The following is a 20,291-nucleotide window of genomic DNA, read 5'->3' as shown; positions in this document are numbered from 1 at the left end:
AGGCTTGATAGCTAGTACATATCTATGTTGAGAGCCTTGGGCAGGTATGGTCTGTATATATGACACCGAATTTAGATTCCCTAAACGAGAAAGGGCCGCCCAATAGCGGCCTTTTCTCGTCTTAGTGCGTCTTACAAATGAAAATAAGCTGATATTATTTGCTATTCAATCAAATCCCCTACAGCCTCTACTACCTCGGCATATATTGTTAAATTAAAATTATCTGGCGTTATCTGTTTAATATACTGTCGAAAACGATCCTTCAGCGACCAAACAACGGGGGGCCTACTCAAAAACTTTCTAATATTTTTAGAAAATTCTTCTTCATTACTATAATATCTTATTATTTTATTTTGTGATTGGATTACAAGTTCTCCCATACCAAAATAGTTGTTTAAAGCAACTATGTCTATTATGGGCACATCATCATATATTAACCCTGTGAAATTAGGAATATTAGTGATTACTATACTAAAAATATCTTTATCAGAGATTTCACCAAAACTATCCGCAAGTACGTTTATATTTTCGGTTATGAATTGAGTCTTTCTCTTTACTTGTTCAATACCTCTCTTTAACTGTTTTTTAGCATTAAAACTACTACGTGAATCAACTACGCTCGCTACGCATTTCACTTCAGCAATTATTACGGTATGCTTGGTTATAAGTACTAAATCAATTTCTTCTGTTTTATTTCTTGAAACTTTAAATTTTTTTTGTTTTAATATTTTATAAAAATATCCTTTTCCTTTCAATAATTCATTAATATTATCCTTTATAAAAACCTCCAAATCAGCTCCTCTATTTACCATTTTGATACTACCCATTTGTAAGATATAATCTGTCAAATATATCTTATTCTGTGAAGTTAAGGGCTCAGCTAGAAAAATATAATAATCCTCTTCACTCACTATTGGGGTACGCCAGTAATCAATTGTACTAGTACTTATTAAAGTGAAGTTATGCAAAAATGAATCAATTTGCGCAGCATTAAAAGGAGTTACTTTTATGAGTGAACTATGCAATCTCTCTTTCTTCACGCGAAATAAGTGCTTCTTTAAATCTGTTTCAATAGTTTCAACATTTGCATATTTTACAGAAGCAATCCCAATTGCTTCTGATAGTATGTGAGAGATTTCTGAAAGCAGTATTTGTACATCATTCAAAGTAAGACCAGCGAAATTGGACAACTTGGTATCAGTACTTTGTAAGAATGGATAGAAAGTAGCCATTGCAGCGATATAGCCTAAATAATTGTTAAATGGGCTATCTATACGCTCTTGTAACGGCTGTATTTTAGTAAATATTTCTCCATCAATAACATCTGTAACGGAAATATACTTACCATTTTTGATATTATGATAAATTTGATATAGGTTACTCCGTATCAAAACATCATCTCTAATTTGGGCGAGCTGTCCGGCCACAACTCTCTGCAATCTCAGTTCACCTATTCTTTTTAAATACTGAATCGTTGCATTGTAAAATCTTAGAGTTATAGAGTAATTTCTATTGTCATTCAATAAAAAACCTCCATCCCATACTGCTCCTTCATATACATCTTTAAGTATATATGCATAATTACCACTCTCAAAAACTTTGTGATAATATCCAAATACGTTATTCTCTTGCATAGAAGAATCTGGACAATATTCACATTTTGATATGATTCTTTGAGCTTGATTAATGCATTCAATGCTCTGAGAATGTAACGAGCTTAATTCAGCCTCACTATTAGAAGTTATAATCTTATACCCAGCCATATCCTCAAAATTTATTCTACTTCCTTTTGCATAACTTTCTTTAAAATACTTTAGTAGCTTATAATGGCTTACAACATTAGTCCTATTCGCAAAAGCAATCAAAAATTTTTGTACATCTACATATGACAATCCAGCTTTTCTTATTGAATCTTCAGTCTCTTTTATCAGTAATAAGTAAATATTATTTAAATATATAGTACTTCCAACTGTATTTATATTTTTCACATTAATATTACCATCATCCTTAATGTTTTTAAAAAATTCTAAAATTTTATCAGGAGAATAATTTTCATTAAAGGGATCAAATTCTTTGCTACCCATTAACCTTTCTAGTATTTTATCAACATTTACCATAATTAACACTTTTATGTAGTGTGAATAAAAAAATCTTATTGCATTATGTCAGTTATATCCTTTAGACTTCCCTGGTACGATGTCTATACATTCATATTTTTTCACAATACCAACTGAGGAACCAATAAGAATTTAAGCTGGTTTATAACAAGCTTACCCTCGTTAAAAGCTTTCGGGACAACCTACTTAAGTTGTTCGATGAGATCTTTGGTAATATTTAATGATTCGCCTGATATAGATTTGCCCTCTAATGAGGATGATTCATTCATTGGAAGATTTGAAACGGGGGGCATAAGGCAATTCTAATTATTGTTACGATCAACAATTGTTGACATCTGTACAACAAATGCTGTATTATTTGACGAATGTTAGTTAACACCAAGCTACTGATTTTCAGTAGATTTCGCAATAAATTACACTAATATTGACCTTCTCTCAACCATTTATTTATTATTTGACAAATTTTGGTTGAGAGAATATCGCATGTGGTTGTTAACGCCAATCTTACTTACTCTTCCCTCCTCAATCAGAGCGTCTATCTGTCGTTTTATTTTTCGTTCACTGCTCTCCTTACCTATACGCTTACGTATATCTCGGATGGGAGCGGGCTGGTATATATCTAGGGCGGACTAGTAAATGTATAACGAAACAACTAAATAGACATGAATCAGAAAAGCTATAAAACACAAAAACCGCTGACTATCAGCGGTTTTGTTTAATTCGTTGTCCCCCTTCATAAGAGGTGGTACCAGGAGCGGGAGTCGAACCCGCACGGGCTTGAGGCCCACAGGATTTTAAGTCCGGCGTGTCTACCAATTCCACCATCCCGGCATTCCGTGCTTCAATAGTGTGAAGCGGCATTTACAAAAAAAGCACCGGGGTCGGTGCCTTTTTGTTGAGCGAAAGACGGGGTTCGAACCCGCGACCTCGACCTTGGCAAGGTCGCGCTCTACCAGCTGAGCTACTTTCGCGATTCAATTTCGCCTGCCTATCGGCGAATTGTGGATGCAAAGGTAGCCTATTTCTGACGCTTGTCAAGCATTGGCCTCAAAAAATTTTTAACAAAAATCTCAAGTTTTTCTTCAAAAACTGATTCTGAACGAGTTAAGGGCTATTTTATAACAGGGGCTCATTAACTTGTGTATCGAACACACCCGTTAATACCTGACCCTTGCGCTTGACCTGCACCCAAATTCGGTAATGCCCCGCCCTGGGAAAGGCGTAGGGAAACTCGACCATGTTGTTCGTCTTCATCGGATGGCTCATTCCAGGCATGGCAGCCGCCAGCAACTTATTTTTTTCAGCCTCCGGCAGCGTTTTTAGCTTGGCAATGTAGGTGTCGATGCTATCGCGAAAGTGGACCGCATCCGGATAGTGAAACGTTCGGGCGGTATCAGCAATACGTCTGACCAACGACCCCTCAGCCGCCATCGAATACGTGCCAACGGGGTGAAGGTGAATGTAAACCGTACCGTCGGAGCGCAGCACAACGGCATGACCACCCATACCCAGATAAGGCTCCAATGGAGCTGCTTTTCCCTGTGCATCGGCCACCGCAAATTTTAGCGTATACAGTTTACCCGCTTCCAGAACTGGCGACTGCTTGTCCATCCAGAGCATCGTAGAGCCATCGGTAAGCTTGACACTGGCTCCGGGCTTTCCACAAACCACCATATCATTATCCAGATGAGGCACATTCTGAGCACCAGCTTTTACGCCCATCGGTTCGGCAACGAGCCAGCTATCGTCGATGTCAGTAGGCTTGGCGGTAGTGGCCACTTTCATACCGGCCCGTAAACCGGTGCTCTGCAGGACAGGGACGTCAACGGTATCGGTAAGGGTTTCGGCAAAACCACTTCGATAGACCACATCGGTATAAAGCAGGTATTTACCCCCCGGCAGTGCAGGCAACGTGGCTTCATACGTCAGCGTATCACGTCGGTTTGGGTGTAAATGGGCGAAGGCGTTTAGACCCGGCATTCGTACCAGAAAGGCATGCATCAGTTTACCATGATCGGGTAAGATGTAGCTCAGGGGCCGTCGTTTTTGTCCATCATTCCCAAACCCGGTTGTATCGAATTGGATAATAAGTTGCTGCTGGTCATCCCTACCCTTTACCGACGAACGGATGGGTGTTGGGCGGTACAACTGCACGTTCCGATAGTCTTCGGCGGTACTGTTCCACCAAGACCGCCAGCCAGCCAAAATCAGCACGATAGCAACCAGCCCGACACTCATTCCCACAAGCCGCCGGCGACCAATTTTAGCCGGAGGAGCCTGGCCGGGTGCTACAACGCCATCCGCATTACTGGCCCCAATAATGGTAATCAGCATGACAACGAGCAGCAGCCCCATGGCGGCCAAGCCAAAACCGGTTCCTTCGGGCATATCACGCAGAGCGGTAGCAACGGCCATAACGGGCACAACGACCTGTTGTTTTCCGTCGGGACCGTCTATACTCAATTCAATGCTCGATGAACCGGAATCCATCAGCCACAAATCACCCTCGTAGCGATTCGGGCCGGTAGGTGTCAGCAGATCATGTGTTGGCGCACCTTTATCGCCGGAACGAAAATAAATCGGGCGGGCACCCAGGCTGCCCACACGCCCCTGTTCCACAAATACCGTAACACTGGCGGTGCCGGGAACAACATCGGGGGGCTTGATGCTGATCAGGAGTTGATATTTTCCAGCCTGCTTCTGTACAATTACGCCTGCACTACCCACGTGAGCGGTGGCTCCTGGCGAATAAATAAAAGCCAGAAGGAATGAATAGAGAACCAGGATTCCCTTTGTCCAGGTATACTTTCTGTTATGAATCATGTTCGTTCGACTGTCTTTTCTACCGGGCGATTCGTTTCATCCAATTACCCCAGAGCAGGCCAACACGGGCTGAAAGAGTAGCATATAGCAGGGCTTTCCCGAAGCCAATCCAGAAGTCAGCGGCCGATTGTGTATTCCAGGGCGAGAAAGCAAACCGATACTGCCAGTCGGGTGGGCTGTCATAGGTCCAGGAGTACGACAGGAAAAAGCCATTCTGTGCATAAGGAGAGGTAAGCAAAAATTCGCCGAATGGCCACTGAACCGCCAGCAGAACAACCATGAAGGCAACTGCGTACAAGGCCGCTAGTAACCAGTCGTTCAATTTCTTTCTGCCCTCTGTAGCCGAATCGAAGCGATGCATCAGCCAGTCGAGAACGACGCCCGGTATGATCAGCAATAACGGAAACATAAATGGCTGATAGTGCGTAATCGGGTTTAAAACGGGACCAAGACGAGGAGTGGCGGGGAAATTTTGCAGTATCCAGCTCGGCACCAGCATACCCAGTGTATAAATTCCAGTGATGATAGTGATAGGCCAGCGCAGCATGGACCCCCGCCCGACGGCCAGTAAGTAGAATGGCAAAATGATAGCGGCCGTCACATAATACCCCGACTGGTGGGTTTCGCGCATACCCATCGATTCTGACATCAGCGTATAGAGCATAATCAGGAGCAACCCGGCTGCCAGCGCAAAAAGCCATTTTAAACGAGCCAATTGCTGTAAACTACCGCCCCTGGGCATAGTCGTCTGTGTACGGTACTGATTCTGGAGCGCCAGTACGCCAGCCATTGCTCCGAACTGCACGGTCATGATGCCAATTGCCAGAATGGTATGCGGAGGAGTCAGGATTTGAACGTCAAGACCATACGTATTGTGCCACCAGTCGTCGAATGGTGCCGATGTGAGCATAGCCAAAGCGCCCCAAACGCTGAACATGGCTCCCAGTGGTCCGTAGAAAACACCCCAGAACGGCACCGCATTGGCCCGTCCCGGATGCTGTTTGATCAATGTCAGGCTCAGAATCTGATAGGCAGAAAAAAGACCCGATACGATAGCTCCTACGTAGATGACAACGTGGGGAGGAGCCAGTAAGCCATCTCGCCCGATACTCATGTGCCACATAATGTCCCAAAGGAGGCCCATGATCACGCAAAACGACGAGAAAACGACCGCATAAATGTACGTTGGTATGCCCAGTCGCCAACTACCCGAACGGTCATCTGACTGCTCACGGCCGAAGTGAAATGAAGAAGGAAATGGTGATTCCATAAAAAGAGCGGAATAAAAACCAGTACGGTAAGTGGAAGTCCAAACTTACCTAAAAGTTGCACACGCCAGCTTAAAATAAGTGCATCCGGTAGCCAATTTTACCGAACACATCATACTGTTAGTCAATCCAGTAGATTTCGGCCCGGTACGTATCCGAAAAGCCTGTTTATCATTCGTTGAACGGTCTTAAACCCGTCAACTTGAGCCAATGGGACACCAATCAAGTGGTTTATGACGTTATTTGCACAACCATTCGTGCTCCGCCCCTGTCACCATGCTTCGTATAATCTCATCGGTACGCATTTTCCTGTTCTCGGCAAAGACACTTCTATTTCTGGGACTTGGCCTGTCCATGACCGCCTGTGTTCCTGACTTTTTATTGTCCGATCCCGACTGGGTGGTGATCGAAGCGGGGGAGCACGAACCTAACCCTAAACGCAAGGTAGGCATCATTATCAGTCCCAAAGAAGTATCGGCAACGGTCACCTTCGATAGCTCCTGTATTTACGACGTTGGCGCGGTTGATGCCGACGACTGGAACAAAGTGATTGGCCTGGGCTTTGTTGGTTCAAAGGATCAGGATATTACAACCGGCGTTCCTCCGCATCAGGTCGATGGCGCACGGGTAGGCTGGCGCTGGAATCCGCAACGCGGCCGCATCGACCTGGGCGCTTACATTTACGTGAGTGGTGTACGAACGGACTTCAAGGTTGCAGAAGCCGCGTTGAATACGCCGACCAAACTAACCATCAAAATCGACTACGACCGAAAAGTGTATCAGGTTTTGGGAGGTAAAACCGTGCCATTCACCCACAACAAGTCGTTTGCCTATAACACGGGCCTCTACTTCGGCGGCAATCAGGTAGCCCCGCACCGGATTCGGGTGAAGATTGTCGATTAGATCCGGTCAAAACGATTCGCTCGCCAAACGGTTAGTGCCCTTAGATTGGCTAAACCCTTAACTAGCCTCCATCGTTACGTAGTGGTCAATAGCAACAGTACAATGGCCAACTACCAACCCCTCCACGACTGGAGTGTATCGCCCGGCGAAGCCGTCGCCCTGCAGCAGCAATTACGCACGCAGATTCAGATTCAACCGCTGACCGAGCCGCCTAGAACCATTGCGGGCTGCGATATTTCGTTCAATAAGTTTGAGGAGACCGTGTATGCGGGGATTGTTGTTTTGCGGCTCGATACACTCGAAACCATTGAAGAAGCGGGCGTCGTGAGCACCGCGCCGTTTCCATACATTCCGGGTTTGCTATCGTTCCGGGAAATCCCGTCGTTGCTGCAAGCCTGGCAAAAGCTCACCATTGAGCCCGATGTAGTGATGTTCGACGGTCACGGCACTGCCCACCCGCGCCGGATTGGTATTGCTTCGCACGCGGGCCTGTTTCTGAACCGCCCCACGTTTGGCTGTGGCAAATCCGTCCTGGTGGGTAAGTACGACGAACCGGCACCGGAGCGCGGCAACTGGTCGCCCATGACGCATTACCGGGAGGTAATTGGCGCAGCACTGCGCACGAAGAATAAAGTTAACCCCGTTTATGTGTCGCCAGGGCATCTGATCGACCTCGAAACGGCTATCACACTCACCCTGGCCTGTGACGGGGGCTACCGAATTCCCGAACCTACCCGCCGGGCGCATAACCTGGTGAACGCACTGCGGAAAGGTGAGCGAGCGAATATAGGTGATTGACCGCATCGGCCATTCCACGCCGTTCACGCATAGAAGCCGGGCTCAATAGCTGTGTTCTTCCAGCTTCACTTTCCCACGAAAGGTCCAGAATATAAACAGGGTGTAGGTCGCCACCAAAGGCATGCCGATAGCCGCGAAAAGCAGCATTGTCCGCAGGGAACCATCCGACGAAGCAGCCTCGTAAATACTGATGTGCCCTTTGGGATCAATACTCGATAGCACGAGGTTCGGGTATAACCCCATAGCAAACAGGATCAGTAAGAGTGCGGTGGTAACGGACGACGAAATGAACCCGCGCCCATACTGGCGCTTTTCGATGCTTCGCCGGATATTCAGCACGATCAGCACGGCCGCAATGGGCAGGATGAATAGTTCTGGATACTGCTTGAAAATAGCCGTCATGTGCGGCACGTAAATAAGCGTTGCCAGCGAGGTCGCGATGAAGCACAGAATGAAAAACTTGCTGGTGTTGTTGGCCATGATCGTCAGGCGGGCGAAAATCCGGTCTTCGGTTTTCATGATCAGGTACATGGCCCCGTGCATCATAAAGAGCGACAGCACCGTCACGGCAATCAGCAGCGCATAAGGATTGAAAAAATCGCGCAGCCGACCCACGAACTCATGTTTTGCGTTCAGCGGAACACCCTGAATCAGATTGCCCAAAATCAGTCCCAGCAGCAGGGAAATGACAATACTGGATATGCAAAACGAAACGTCCCATAGTTTCCGCCACCACGTCATTGCTTCTTTACTCCGAAACTCGATTGAAATAGCCCGGAAAATAATGGCGACCAAAAACAGAATGAACGGCAGGTAGAATACCGAGAGAATAGTACCGTAGACGAGCGGAAAAGCCGCAAACAACGAGCCTGCTCCAATCACAAGCCAGACCTCGTTGCCATCCCAAACCGGCCCGATGGCGTTGAGCGCGATTCGCCGACTTTCTTCTTTGCGAAAAAACAGATGCAGCGCCCCGGCCCCCAGGTCGAAGCCATCCAAAATGCCGTAGCCGGTGATCAGCGCGCCAATCAGCAAAAACCACCAGGTAGGCAGATCAATACCAAGAACAGTATCCATATGTTTAATTTTGAATGATTGACTGTGTGATTGACAGAATGATTGAATAGTTTACTGGACATTATTCAATCATTCTATCAATCACACAGTCAATCATTAGTTTAATACTGGATTCATGCGCGATGACGGTTCACCAAGCTCATCCTTCACATCTGGCCCGTGCTGGATTTTCTTGTTCAGCAGGTACAGAAACAGGGCGAACAGCATCACGTAAATAAACGTAAACAGGATCAGTGAGGCCAGCACATGTTCGGCCTTGACAGCCTGCGACAGGGCATCAGACGTTCGCAGCAGGCCATACACCACCCAGGGCTGGCGACCAACCTCCGCCGTGTACCAACCAACCTGATTGGCTATCTGCGGAAGTAATACTGAGAAAACGAAAACGACCATCAACCAACGGGTTTCAAATAGCTTTTTCCGATAAAGCAGGTATAAGCTAAACAGCGTCAGGGCAATCAGCGCCATACCGATGGAGATCATCAGATGATAGGTCTGGAAGACGAAGTTGACGGCCGTGGGGCGGTTTTCGGGTTTAATGCTGTTCAGGCCAGGAATGGGTGCGTGTATATCCTGATGTACCAGCAGCGATAATCCGCCCGGAATCTTAAGGCCTGTTGTCTTTTGCTCTTTGGCATTGACCCAGCCTATTAGGTACATATCCGCGGGTGCGAGTTTATCGAAATGGCCTTCCATAGCCGCCAGTTTAGCCGGCTGGTATTTTGTGACAACCTCCGCCGATTTGCTCCCCGTAAATAACTGCGCCAGCGACGATACGGCGGCTATCCAGAGCGCAATCCGGAAAGCAGCTTTGGCATGGACCAGGTATTGTTTCTTCAGGATGTACCAGGCGCTGACACTCAGCACCAGAAACGAACCAGACAGCAGCGCGCCGATCAGTACGTGCGAGTAGCGTTCTATCGACGAGGGGTTAAAAACCATTGCCCAGAAATCGGTTACGATCGCACGCGCCTGCAAACCCGTACCTTCGATACGGTAACCTGATGGTGTTTGCTGCCAGGAATTAGCCACCACGATCCAGAGCGCCGAAAAAATAGAACCCAGCGCCACCAGCACGGTAGCCATGAAGTGTACCCGCGGACTAACCTTGTTCCAGCCAAACAGCAGAATGCCCAGAAAAGCCGATTCCAGCGCAAAGGCAAAGATACCTTCGGCCGCCAGCGCCGAGCCAAAAATATCACCAACATAGCGCGAATAGGTCGCCCAATTGGTGCCAAACTCAAATTCCATGACAATGCCCGTTGCCACGCCAATGCCAAAGATGAGGGCAAAAATCTTGACCCAAAACCGGGTCAGTTCTTCATAAATCTTGTTTCCTGTTTTTAAATACAGCCCTTCCATGACCACTAAGCATACACCCAGACCAATACTCAGGGGCGGATAGATGTAGTGAAAGGCAATTGTGAACGCAAACTGAATCCGGGAGAGGATTTCGACGTTGAAAGGTGTACTCGTGCCCATACCAGGGTGATAGTTGGGACAGATCGCCAAAGGCGCACATGAAGTAGAAATTCGGGACGCGGAGTCCGGGAAGTGGCGTCCGGAACGCGGAGTCCGAAGTAGATTGCCGGGGTGCACCTGGCGAAGAAACTATCGGCCGAAAGGTACAACCGGAATGAACACCGTGAACGTTATATGGTGGGTTTTTCGCCAGAATTTAACCGATGTTTTATTCGCCGGTAAGCCTCAAACGCGTATATTCAATTTATTGATGTATCAATCCTATTTCTGTGCAGCTCACTCCTGGTCAGTCCTTTTCTCAACGAATCAGAAACTACACCATCGCGTTTTATCAGACCCAGCGAAACGCCTTTGTTGTTATCATTACGCTGCTTCTGGCGCTCTACATTCTGACCGTCCCCGACCAGGCCGCTGACATGATCAACGCGGTCATGGATGGCGGTGTGTTCAATGGCCTTTTTCAGTACATTTTGCTCAGCACCTTTGTCTGGAGCTGGCTGGTTTATGGCAGTACGCGCATGATTCTGCATATTTCGCCCGTTGGGCTTCGGATCAACGAGGAATGTGATCGGTTGCTCCGGTGGCTGCCCAGGCTTGGCGGCATGATTCCAGCCCTCATTCTGGCCTACGCGTTCTGGAAACCCGACCGCCTGCAACCCTATCTGCTGCTGCTCCTGAGTGGCCTTATGCTGGCGCTGTTCCAGTTGGTCGAGCAATCGGTCCCTGTTTTTGCCCTGCCTGCTCACTGGCGTTTTTCGGATCGCTACACCAACTTCTCGCAGGATGTTCGCGGCTTATGGCGGCACCCGCTGGGCCGATTGGTTATCCAGTCGGGTGTACTGCTGACGCTATTTCTGATTACGCTGTTCAGCCTCCCCGTCGAATGGGGCATTGCACGCGGGCTGCGGCCCACAGCCGTCATTATTTTCGGCATCACGATGTATACCTTCTGGGGTAGCGTTCTGGTCTACTTCAACGACTACCGATACCGCCCGCTTGTGTTGCTAGCGGTGGGATACCTGGTCATCATCAGCGCGTTCAACGACAACACGAGCGTTCGGCAAGCTTTGGGCCGGTCGGTCACTCCCATAGAGCAGCGCCCAACGGTCGAGCGTCATTTTGCCCAGTGGGTAGACGCCCGCCGACAGGAAGATGGTGATACAATTCCGCTGGTGCTGGTAGCCGCCGAAGGTGGTGGCATCCGGGCGCTGAACTGGACGGCCGAAACGCTCATCCGGCTTGACTCCATTATTCCTGGTTTCAGCCGCCACGTGTATGCGCTCAGTGGTGTATCGGGCGGGGGCGTTGGCACGGTTTTTTACACGGCCTTTCTTCGGGATGTAGCTGAACTTGACCGCACAAACCGATTTGAACAGTTTCGAAACGTGATTCGTGACGATTATTTATCGGCCGTATCGTCCGCCCTGCTGTTTCCGGAATCCATTCAGCGGCTGGTGCCGGTTCCGTTGCCTGCTCTGGAACGGGCCAAATGGCTCGAAGACTCCTGGGCTGGCTCCTATCGAACCAATCTTGAACTATCGACGCTCGATTCGGCGCTTACCCAGTTGTATCAGACGCGGGCGGGCTATAATTACAATTTACCTTCGCTTCTGCTGAACGGAACCCTCGCCGAATCGGGCCAGAAAGCCATTACGTCTAACCTGCAACTCGATCCGCGCTACTTTAAAAATGTCGTCTCGACGCTGGATGTGCTCGGCACGGATGTACCGCTCAAAACGGCCGCGTCCCTGTGTAGTCGTTTTCCTATAGTGACGAATGGTGGTCTGATTCAAAAAGATACGCTTGTGGGTAACGGCCGCCTGCAACGATACGGCGGCCATGTGGTTGATGGTGGCTATTTCGACAATTCGGGTGTTGAAACCTGTATTCAGTTGCTGAACAACCTCGTCCCTTCCATCCGTCGGCTGGATACCACTGAACGGGTCACCATTATTCCGTATATCCTTTTCATTCAGAATAGTAATACCATTGGGCGGCTGCCCCAGAAGCGTTCCATTCTTCAGGAGATACAAATTCCTTTATTAGCGTTTTTCAACGCCTGGGATAACGGTTCAACGACCCGCGACAACATGTTCAACTCCTTTATGGATCGGTTCACCAACCCGAAGACCAATTACCTGACGCTTCGCCTGGCGTATAACGAAAAATATCCGCTTGGCTGGTTTATGTCCGACAGTGTGGCCCGCAACATCAGCCAGCAGGCCAAAGATTCGATCAGCCTGAAAAACCCGGCGCTGGTACGATTGAAAGGCGCGTTTGGGAAGATGAATGTGAAGCGGGTAGCGAATTAGTCTATTGGTTGTACTTTAGCGGCCTGAACAACGTCTCGTTTCCGGCATGAATCTGCGAATAAACGGCCGAATCTGGCTCGAAACCCTGTCCAACGATACGGCTGAACGATTTATGGGGATCGGCCGGCTGGAATTACTAGGTCATATCCAGCGCACCGGCTCCATCAATCAGGCCGCTAAAGCCATGAATATGTCGTATAAACGGGCCTGGGAGATGGTGCATTCCATGAACACCCAAGCCAATACGCCACTCGTAACAACCCAGACGGGGGGGGAAAAAGGCGGGGGAACGAGCATCACCGCCGAAGGGGATAAATACCTTACGTATTACCGCGGCTTGCAGGAACGATTCCAGCAATTTTTGGCCGACGAACTAGCCAATCTGCCTTAAGAAAGACAGGTAACGCAAAAAAAATGCATTCCTATGAATTGAGTGAGCTTATTTTTCTCTCCTGAACCAGTTTAAGCTGGTCCAGATAAGCCATATAATGTTGCTGCACAGATCTGTAATGCGAAAGTAACTGGGCTTGCAGCGGAGTGGCCTGGGCCATATTTTTCGCCCGTGCAATCAAAGCGTCTATTATACGCATATGCTGAAGGGTGGCGTCTATCTGCTGCTGATTGGCGATAATGGCCCGGTGTATACGCTCTTTCGTAACCTCATCGAGCTCCTTCTGCCTGATTACAGGCTTGGTCAACGCTTCCTGCCATTGCTGCTGTAAATCCCTGAAGGGTGACTCCATGAACGTTTCGCTCACTACTTCGATTAATGGTTCCCTATCCTTGTCGCTATCTGACGAGTACTTACCAATTACATTAAGTAAATTAATTAGGAGAGTCTGGTTCTGGGAGGAGGCTCGGCTGATGAATTTAGTAGAAACATTAAACACATACGATTCAAACAGCGTCATTGAGGATTGTTCAGGAAGCATCAAGTAGACTAGTAGGTTGAGTAGGTAAATGGTAAATTTATTTTTTTGAATATAAACATACAAGACTTTATAGACTTTTTTCCAATAACGTTATTTTATGCGCTTAAAACTTCATTTTCAGGCTATATGATAACACCAACGTGCGCTTTATGTCGATTTTTACTACAACATCTACCGTAATTTCATTGCTCAGCTCGAAGCCAACATACCCAGAGGCAAGCATCCTGATTCGTTGGCCTATTATCTGACCGATCGCAATCAGCAGGATCGGTATCGGCGCTGGGCAAACTCTAAAACCACGGTCTACAACTATGGTTCCAGCCTGGGTTTCGGTAGTCGGCGGGGCGAAACTGGGTCTTGTCGGGGAGTGCGTCGCTGGCCCGGCTCGACCGAACCGACCAGGGCGATGGGCTGGAAGAAGCCTTTAATACGCCGAAATGGATCACAAACGTGGTCTCTCGGACACCGACTTGCGGAATAACGTAGGCTTTTCGGTGCATTACAAATACCAGAGTTCGTTTTTAGGGCAGTCGTCGCTGGCCACCGGGCTCGTTCCGGCCATCAATACATTCGATGCCAAATCAGCTATACGCTGGCGACGTCAAGCCAGGATAGTGCCCCATTATCGCTTAAACTTGGCGGCACGAACCTCCTCAATCGACCTTACACTACCTTCCCGGCCGGGCCGAGTGTAGGCGCTTTTTACTACGCCACAATCGTTGTCACGCCTGTTTTATAGCCCCGTTATTTCAGCAAATCTTTCCGGATGAAGCTGTAGGTATTCGGGTCGAAGCCGGGTTTGCGGATAAACGTCTGCGGAGGCTGCTCAATGAAGCGCTGCATACTCGTATCGTTTTTATAATACTGCGCAATTTCGGTTCGAAAAATGATCAGGTTAATGTCGTTTTGCTCGACGAACTTATAGAAATCGGAATACCGCTTGTACCGGTCATACGAGATCGACGTTCCGCTGAGGTGCGTTGGTAATTCATCCGGATTATCGAAAATACGAATCCGGGTTTTATCCGGTATCGGTGCCGTCAATTGCTTGGTGTACTGGAGCAGTTTACGTCCGTTTGTTGTCGCTGGGGTTTGATGCTGCCATTCCCAAACCATCCAGGCACCAACGGCGATAAGAAATAGTACCGTCAACGCCCTACCTACCAAGCGAATAGTCGGTTTTCGGGAAGTGATAAGATCCTTCACCCACGGACGAAATACAAGATTCATCACGATAACGCCGACGACGACCGGAATGAAGAAATAGAAAGCAGGCAGGTAACGTATCTTGATGCCCATAGAATAAACCGAGCTGACCACGGGCGGAATAATGGCCGTCGTAGCAACGATATACGGCCAGGGATTATCAAGAACCGCACGACTGACGCCGAGGGCTGTCTTCCGGACAGACACCAGCGCCAAAAAGCCAGCAAGCAGCAAAACCCAGGTAATTTTTCGGTTCAATAATGACTGAATCACGCTTCCGCCCGGCAGATGCGTCAGCGGCTGAAAATAGCTGTCGATCACCGTTCCAAGCAATACGCCAAAATTGTAGATGTTCGGCAGCAGGTGGTCGGCCAACACGATTTTAGGGTGTTTGATCAGTGCATCGCCGAATCCTTTGACCCGTTCGCCAAAAATAATCTGCGACATCACCTCCGAGTCGACCCAGTTGCTGTAGGTGCTAAGCCGCTTGTCTTCGGGATGGCGCATGGCATAATTGTAAGAAAAATCCTGTTTGAAGGCCTTCTCTCCTTTCTCGGACAGGGGGCTTCCTACACCAAAAAACAAGACCAGAACAACCGCGACAACGGCCGCTATTGGATAAATCGACTGCCGAAACCAGAACGTAGCCCCAATCAACAAGACCAGACAAAGCCCAAACGGCACCACAAACTCCGGCCGGAAATAGGCAAACACAAAGTACGAAAGCGTTAGTAACGTAAAGGACAGGTGCAGGCGATTCCGAAGATACCGGGCGCAGATAATAAACAGCAACAGCGTCAGCAGAAAGAGCAGGATAGAGACTTTAACGCCCTCCGGAAAGTTCATCCGGGAAAAATGAAACACCAGCGTAGCATATAAGGACCAGTACCAGCGGAAACCGGTCAGGCGTAAAGCGATATAAAGCGCAATCGTCGGTAAGGACGAAAGCAAAGCCATGTTCAGGTAGTATAGCCGAATCGTATCGGATTCAAATAAGGAAAGAAACTTGTACCAGAGTGAATAAGCAGGTCCCCAGTCGGTTTGTAGGCCCAAACGAAAATTACTGATTCCCTGATACATATAGAACCCTTCGTCGCCCATTTGCACATCGGATATGGTCGTGAGCTGGTGGTCGAGAACGAAGATAGCAAGGGCAATCAGAAGCAGGCTTAGTCCGTCGAAAAGTTTATCTTTCATTAAAACAAAGAAGTCATAATCAGTCGGCAAAGGTAGGTCTAAACTGATAAAGCATAAAAAAAACGCGTATCACCCAACGGTAATACGCGTTTTTATCCGGCAGTCTTCAGCTTCGGGCAGACCAGCGGGCTGTTGCTGTCCTATTTTTTTGCGGTGTACATCACCCGCCAAACCTTTCCTTTCACGGAATCAGAGATGTAAAGTGAGCCATCCGGTCCCTGCGCCAGACCTACCGGACGGGCTTTTGCATCACCGGGGCTGGCCAGGTCGAGTTTACCCGCGTTAACATCGGTGCCGGGCTTACCCAGCTCAGGTACACCCGCGAAGTTCTCGGCGAACACTTCATATTTACCCGATGGCCGACCATCTTTTCCGAACGGGATGAAAGCCACGAAATAGCCACCCTGCTTGAGCGGAGCCCGGTTCCAGGAACCGTGAAAACAAACGAACGCACCATTTTTATACTTGGCCGGAAAGGCGTTCGCGCCCCCTCCTGTATAAAACAACAGGTCATTGGGTGCCCAGTGACCCGGAAAGGCCATTATGGGCTTATCTTTTCCGGCACATCGGTCTACTTTCGTGCCATCGCCACCGTATTCCGGGGCTAGAAGTTTCTGATTCTTCGCGTGGTTGTTATAACAGTAGGGCCAGCCGAAATCGGAGCCTTCCTTCACCATCAAAAACTCTTCTGAAGGAAACTCAGCGCTATACTCATCGGTGAAAATACCACCCCAGTTGTTTAAGTTATCGCGACCGTGCTGAAGGGCATAGAGTGTATTCGTCGCGGTATTCCAGTCCAGCGAAACGGCGTTACGGATGCCGGTAGCATACCGTTTGCCATCGGCTTTGTGCTGGTTTAATTTATTGGCATCGAACTGCCAGATACCAGCGTATTCTTCCAGAATTGGGCAGGGGTCCATGCCTTTCGAGCCTTTTTGCCGGTCTTTCTCCTGACAGGCGTTGGAGGGCGCTCCAAAATTGACAAACAGTTTACCGTCGGGCGAGATCGCAAACGACTTACTGGCGTGCTGGCGCTGGAGCGTCAAACCAGAGATGATCGGCTCCATAGGCGTTGTCTCCATCACTTTACCGTTCGTCAATTTGTATCGGTATACCGACGTATCAGACGAGGCATAGAGGTAGCCATTATAAATGCCCATACCCGTTCCGGTGTTTTCGCCAAACTTGATGGTCTGATCAGCGCGCCCGTCACCGTTGGCATCAACCAGTTCAACGATACCTTTGCCCTCGTTGAGCTTTTCCAGCTTCACGAATACCGTTCCAACCTTGTCGACGGCAATGTGCCGGGCTTTGCCCAGGTTATCGGCGAAGGTCAACGCCCTGAAGCCGGAGGCTAACTTAAGGCCGCCATTGTCTGGATCCGGCGCAATGACGCGCTTATCCGCGTGCGTTTTAACCAAATTTGCTTTAACGTTTCTGGCGGGGGGTACCGTAGCCGGGCCAGCCATAGCCCCGGCGGCAACGACCGTCAGTAAGAGTAATGTAGCGTTCATAGGTAAACTAGAGATTGGGTTACGACAACAGTGGGGTAACGGGCGGTAAGAGGCAAAAGTTTTTAAAGGCTCGTTCGAATTAGTCGTGTTGTCGCAAAATAAATGGGGACAAAGTTATAAGTTCAGGCTTCGTTTTTGTACTGGCCAACAAACAGCTCGTTCACTACTGCTTTTCCAATCATACAATTCATTTTTAGTTAAGCTATTGCCCTTTCTACGACATGATACCAGACACCCTTAGCTGGACTGATTTCGACAAAGTCGATATTCGTACGGGAACCATCATCGCGGTCGAAGCTTTTCCAAAGGCCCGCAAACCAGCCTATAAACTAACCATCGATTTCGGCGAGTTGGGTATCAGGCGCAGTTCGGCCCAAATTACCAGCTTGTACCAACCCGACACCTTGCTTGGCAAACAGATAGTAGCCGTTGTTAATTTTCCCCCGAAACAAATTGCTACCTTTCTGAGCGAATGTCTGGTGCTTGGAGCCGTAGCTGACGATGGCACCGTAACGCTGCTTCAAACCGAACGCCCTACCGAAAATGGACAGCGCATCGGGTAATAACGCAGCCGTGAACGCTTATCCATATGTAGCGATACGTAGGCAGGGGCGTGATTATTTTTACGCTGTACAGCTACCTAAGTCCCTTTTTCGTTTTATCCGTATGCGAACCGTTTTACTATTCCCTATACTCCTGCTTTTTACTTTGTCAGCCAGCGCCCAACGTCGGCGAGACGACGACACATCACACTATCGCAATGCGCCGATTCCGGCGCATTTGCTGCCCATTGAGCGCGCCTACGGATCATCGTCGCTGGGAAGCCTGTATTTTTATGGCGGCAAGAAGCTCTCTTCGACCTATTCACTGGAAATCCCGTTTTACGAATTAAACGACCCAACGATAAACCATCGGTTCCAGACGTTCCGGACGCTAACGACCCTGAGCCGCCTGACGGCTCTGGTCCCGCTGGCTTATATTGTACTGAGCACCAACCGCACTGGCGGTACATACTGGACTGTGTACGGCGGCTCCATTGTTGCCTCTCTTACCCTGTCGATCATTGGCAATGGGCAGATCAACAAAGCCGTTATCCGCTATAACGAGCTACTGCGTCAGCCCCGAATGGGCGTGTCGTTGGCCCCCATCCCCCTCACAGGCCAAGTGGCCACGGGCGTGGGTATATCCTACGGCTTCTGAAGCCAGTGCGTGATGAATCAATCCCGACATCTGATTGTTGACCAGGAACGAACCATCCTGTTTTCTATGAGATGACATTTCCGTTTCGCTCAATGCAAAAAGCACCCATTGAGTCTTATTTTCAACAACACTTCTCCGACGAGCGGCTGAAGCGAGAGGTCCAGCGAGCAGGCGTACTATCGGCTATTTTCCTGTTTACGACACTTATTTTGCTGCTCTTGCAGCCTTTTCTTAAGGCCGACAACCTGATGTACCTGCCCGGTCCGATCATGCTCACCATTACGCCCTATTTTCTGGGGATGAGCGCGTATGAATGGAACATTCGTCGCTGGTTGAAGAGGCAGTTGCAACGGCACAGGGATTTACCGGCGATCTTCAAATTTGCCAATGCGTCGTTTGAAATCACATCGATTTCGTTCATTCTGTTCATTGTATCGCGGCACCTCTACGATCCATTGCTGATCCTGAATAGTCCGCTAGTGTACATGTATCTTTTTTTCATCATTCTTTCCACCCTGCGGCTTACCTTCTGGCTATCAGCCTATACGGGTATTATTGCCGGGGCCGAATTCATTGCCCTCTATTTTCTGATTACGCGCCCTACGCTGGTAGAGCCCTACCTGGAAATAGACATGTTCGTGCATTTACCGCTGATGTTTATTGCCAAAGGAGGGTTGCTGATGATGGCGGGTTTAGCCGCCGGATACGTCTCCCGCCAAATTCGGGACATCATTCGGGATACCATCCAGGCTACCGAAACCGAACAACAGGCCGTTCTGCTGTTTGGCCAGCAGGTATCGCCCGAAATTGCCCAGGCCGTGCTGGAGCAAAAAGGGAACTACAAGAGCCGACACATGCGGGTGGCGATCATGTTTCTGGATATTCGCAATTTCACCAATTACGCCAGTCACCATACGCCCGAGGAAGTGATGGATTACCAGAATACATTCTTCGGGATCATCATTCGGATTGTGGAAGAATACCACGGGGTTGTCAACCAGTTTCTGGGTGATGGGTGTATGATCACGTTCGGCGCACCCGTAGAAACCGAAAATCCGGCCGAGGTGGCTGTAGAAGCCGGATTTGCTATGCTTAAACAACTCCGAAAAGCAGTAAACGACGAGCTGATGATTCCCACAACGGTAGGCATCGGTATTCATATCGGCGACGCGGTAGTGGGTAACATTGGTACCGAAACACGCCAGCAATATTCCGTCACAGGCAATGTCGTGATTCTGTCAGCGCGGATCGAGCAGCTCAATAAATTTTTCAAAACGCAGTTTCTGGTTTCCAGCGACGTGTACAATGCCCTGGCCAATCCACCCGAAACCGCTCAATCACTCGGGCCAACGTTTATAAAAGGCGTCGATGAAGAAATCGAGTTGTATCAGTTGTTCTAGCAGATGCTGTCGTGCCGTCGGGTTTAAGAACCCGACGAGCAAGGTTTCTTAAAACCTCGTGC

Annotated in this window: 16 protein-coding genes and 2 tRNA genes; 8 read left to right on the top strand and 10 right to left on the bottom strand. The window is 48.7% G+C overall.

Features of this window, described 5'->3' with window-relative positions:
* Positions 1–161 precede the first annotated feature (161 nt).
* From ACYU8Y_RS03330 to ACYU8Y_RS03310, 5 genes are all read right to left on the bottom strand, one after another.
* On the bottom strand, positions 162–2,117 hold the full coding sequence (locus ACYU8Y_RS03330) for a nuclease-related domain-containing protein (RefSeq protein WP_460934182.1): 1,956 nt from the start codon (positions 2,115–2,117) through the stop codon (positions 162–164).
* Between the two features lie 743 nt (positions 2,118–2,860).
* Positions 2,861–2,948 (bottom strand) — tRNA-Leu (locus ACYU8Y_RS03325).
* Positions 2,949–3,015: 67 nt separating this feature from the next.
* Positions 3,016–3,088, bottom strand: a tRNA-Gly gene (locus tag ACYU8Y_RS03320).
* Positions 3,089–3,233: 145 nt separating this feature from the next.
* Entirely contained in the window at positions 3,234–4,940 is a 1,707-nt protein-coding gene (locus ACYU8Y_RS03315) for a hypothetical protein (RefSeq protein ID WP_460934180.1), read from the bottom strand.
* Positions 4,941–4,959: 19 nt separating this feature from the next.
* The gene (locus ACYU8Y_RS03310) at positions 4,960–6,210 is read right to left on the bottom strand and encodes a hypothetical protein (protein WP_460934178.1); all 1,251 of its coding nucleotides are present in this window, start codon (positions 6,208–6,210) and stop codon (positions 4,960–4,962) included.
* Between the two features lie 274 nt (positions 6,211–6,484).
* On the opposite strand from ACYU8Y_RS03310, the gene ACYU8Y_RS03305 reads away from it, so the two are divergent.
* Positions 6,485–7,111, top strand: coding sequence for a hypothetical protein (locus ACYU8Y_RS03305; protein ID WP_460934176.1), 627 nt, complete (start codon positions 6,485–6,487; stop codon positions 7,109–7,111).
* 102 nt (positions 7,112–7,213) lie between these two features.
* A complete protein-coding gene (gene nfi, locus ACYU8Y_RS03300; RefSeq protein WP_460934174.1) occupies positions 7,214–7,909 on the top strand; it encodes a deoxyribonuclease V in 696 nt (231 codons plus the stop codon).
* A gap of 42 nt (positions 7,910–7,951) precedes the next feature.
* Here nfi and cydB read toward each other — a convergent pair whose 3' ends face one another.
* Positions 7,952–8,986 carry a cytochrome d ubiquinol oxidase subunit II gene (gene cydB / locus ACYU8Y_RS03295; RefSeq protein ID WP_460934172.1) on the bottom strand — a complete coding sequence of 345 codons (1,035 nt, stop codon included), beginning with the start codon at positions 8,984–8,986 and terminating at the stop codon, positions 7,952–7,954.
* A 96-nt stretch (positions 8,987–9,082) separates the two neighbouring features.
* The gene (locus tag ACYU8Y_RS03290) at positions 9,083–10,468 is read right to left on the bottom strand and encodes a cytochrome ubiquinol oxidase subunit I (protein ID WP_460934170.1); all 1,386 of its coding nucleotides are present in this window, start codon (positions 10,466–10,468) and stop codon (positions 9,083–9,085) included.
* Positions 10,469–10,737: 269 nt separating this feature from the next.
* On the opposite strand from ACYU8Y_RS03290, the gene ACYU8Y_RS03285 reads away from it, so the two are divergent.
* Complete coding sequence (locus tag ACYU8Y_RS03285; protein ID WP_460934169.1) at positions 10,738–12,780, top strand: hypothetical protein; 2,043 nt, start codon at positions 10,738–10,740, stop codon at positions 12,778–12,780.
* Between the two features lie 46 nt (positions 12,781–12,826).
* Positions 12,827–13,171: a winged helix-turn-helix domain-containing protein gene (locus tag ACYU8Y_RS03280; protein ID WP_460934167.1), complete on the top strand. Its 345-nt coding sequence runs from the start codon at positions 12,827–12,829 to the stop codon at positions 13,169–13,171.
* A 31-nt stretch (positions 13,172–13,202) separates the two neighbouring features.
* Here the strand turns inward: ACYU8Y_RS03280 and ACYU8Y_RS03275 are convergent, their stop codons facing one another.
* Entirely contained in the window at positions 13,203–13,712 is a 510-nt protein-coding gene (locus ACYU8Y_RS03275) for a hypothetical protein (protein ID WP_460934165.1), read from the bottom strand.
* A gap of 437 nt (positions 13,713–14,149) precedes the next feature.
* Here ACYU8Y_RS03275 and ACYU8Y_RS03270 point away from each other — a divergent pair, with 437 nt between their 5' ends.
* Positions 14,150–14,407 (top strand): hypothetical protein, encoded by a 258-nt coding sequence (locus ACYU8Y_RS03270; RefSeq protein ID WP_460934163.1) that lies wholly within the window; start codon positions 14,150–14,152, stop codon positions 14,405–14,407.
* A gap of 49 nt (positions 14,408–14,456) precedes the next feature.
* Here the strand turns inward: ACYU8Y_RS03270 and ACYU8Y_RS03265 are convergent, their stop codons facing one another.
* On the bottom strand, positions 14,457–16,115 hold the full coding sequence (locus tag ACYU8Y_RS03265) for a hypothetical protein (protein WP_460934161.1): 1,659 nt from the start codon (positions 16,113–16,115) through the stop codon (positions 14,457–14,459).
* 140 nt (positions 16,116–16,255) lie between these two features.
* A complete protein-coding gene (locus ACYU8Y_RS03260; protein ID WP_460934159.1) occupies positions 16,256–17,629 on the bottom strand; it encodes a PQQ-dependent sugar dehydrogenase in 1,374 nt (457 codons plus the stop codon).
* Positions 17,630–17,850: 221 nt separating this feature from the next.
* On the opposite strand from ACYU8Y_RS03260, the gene ACYU8Y_RS03255 reads away from it, so the two are divergent.
* The 3 genes from ACYU8Y_RS03255 to ACYU8Y_RS03245 all read left to right on the top strand — a co-directional run bounded on the left by ACYU8Y_RS03255 (position 17,851) and on the right by ACYU8Y_RS03245 (position 20,229).
* Positions 17,851–18,192 (top strand): tRNA-binding protein, encoded by a 342-nt coding sequence (locus ACYU8Y_RS03255; RefSeq protein ID WP_460934157.1) that lies wholly within the window; start codon positions 17,851–17,853, stop codon positions 18,190–18,192.
* A 103-nt stretch (positions 18,193–18,295) separates the two neighbouring features.
* The gene (locus tag ACYU8Y_RS03250; RefSeq protein WP_460934155.1) at positions 18,296–18,829 is read left to right on the top strand and encodes a hypothetical protein; all 534 of its coding nucleotides are present in this window, start codon (positions 18,296–18,298) and stop codon (positions 18,827–18,829) included.
* 92 nt (positions 18,830–18,921) lie between these two features.
* Complete coding sequence (locus ACYU8Y_RS03245) at positions 18,922–20,229, top strand: adenylate/guanylate cyclase domain-containing protein (protein ID WP_460934153.1); 1,308 nt, start codon at positions 18,922–18,924, stop codon at positions 20,227–20,229.
* Positions 20,230–20,291: the final 62 nt, after the last annotated feature.

The sequence above is a fragment of the Spirosoma humi genome, from assembly GCF_054776575.1.
Note: the sequence above shows the minus strand (reverse complement) of the source record. Positions and strands in the feature narration are given on the sequence as shown.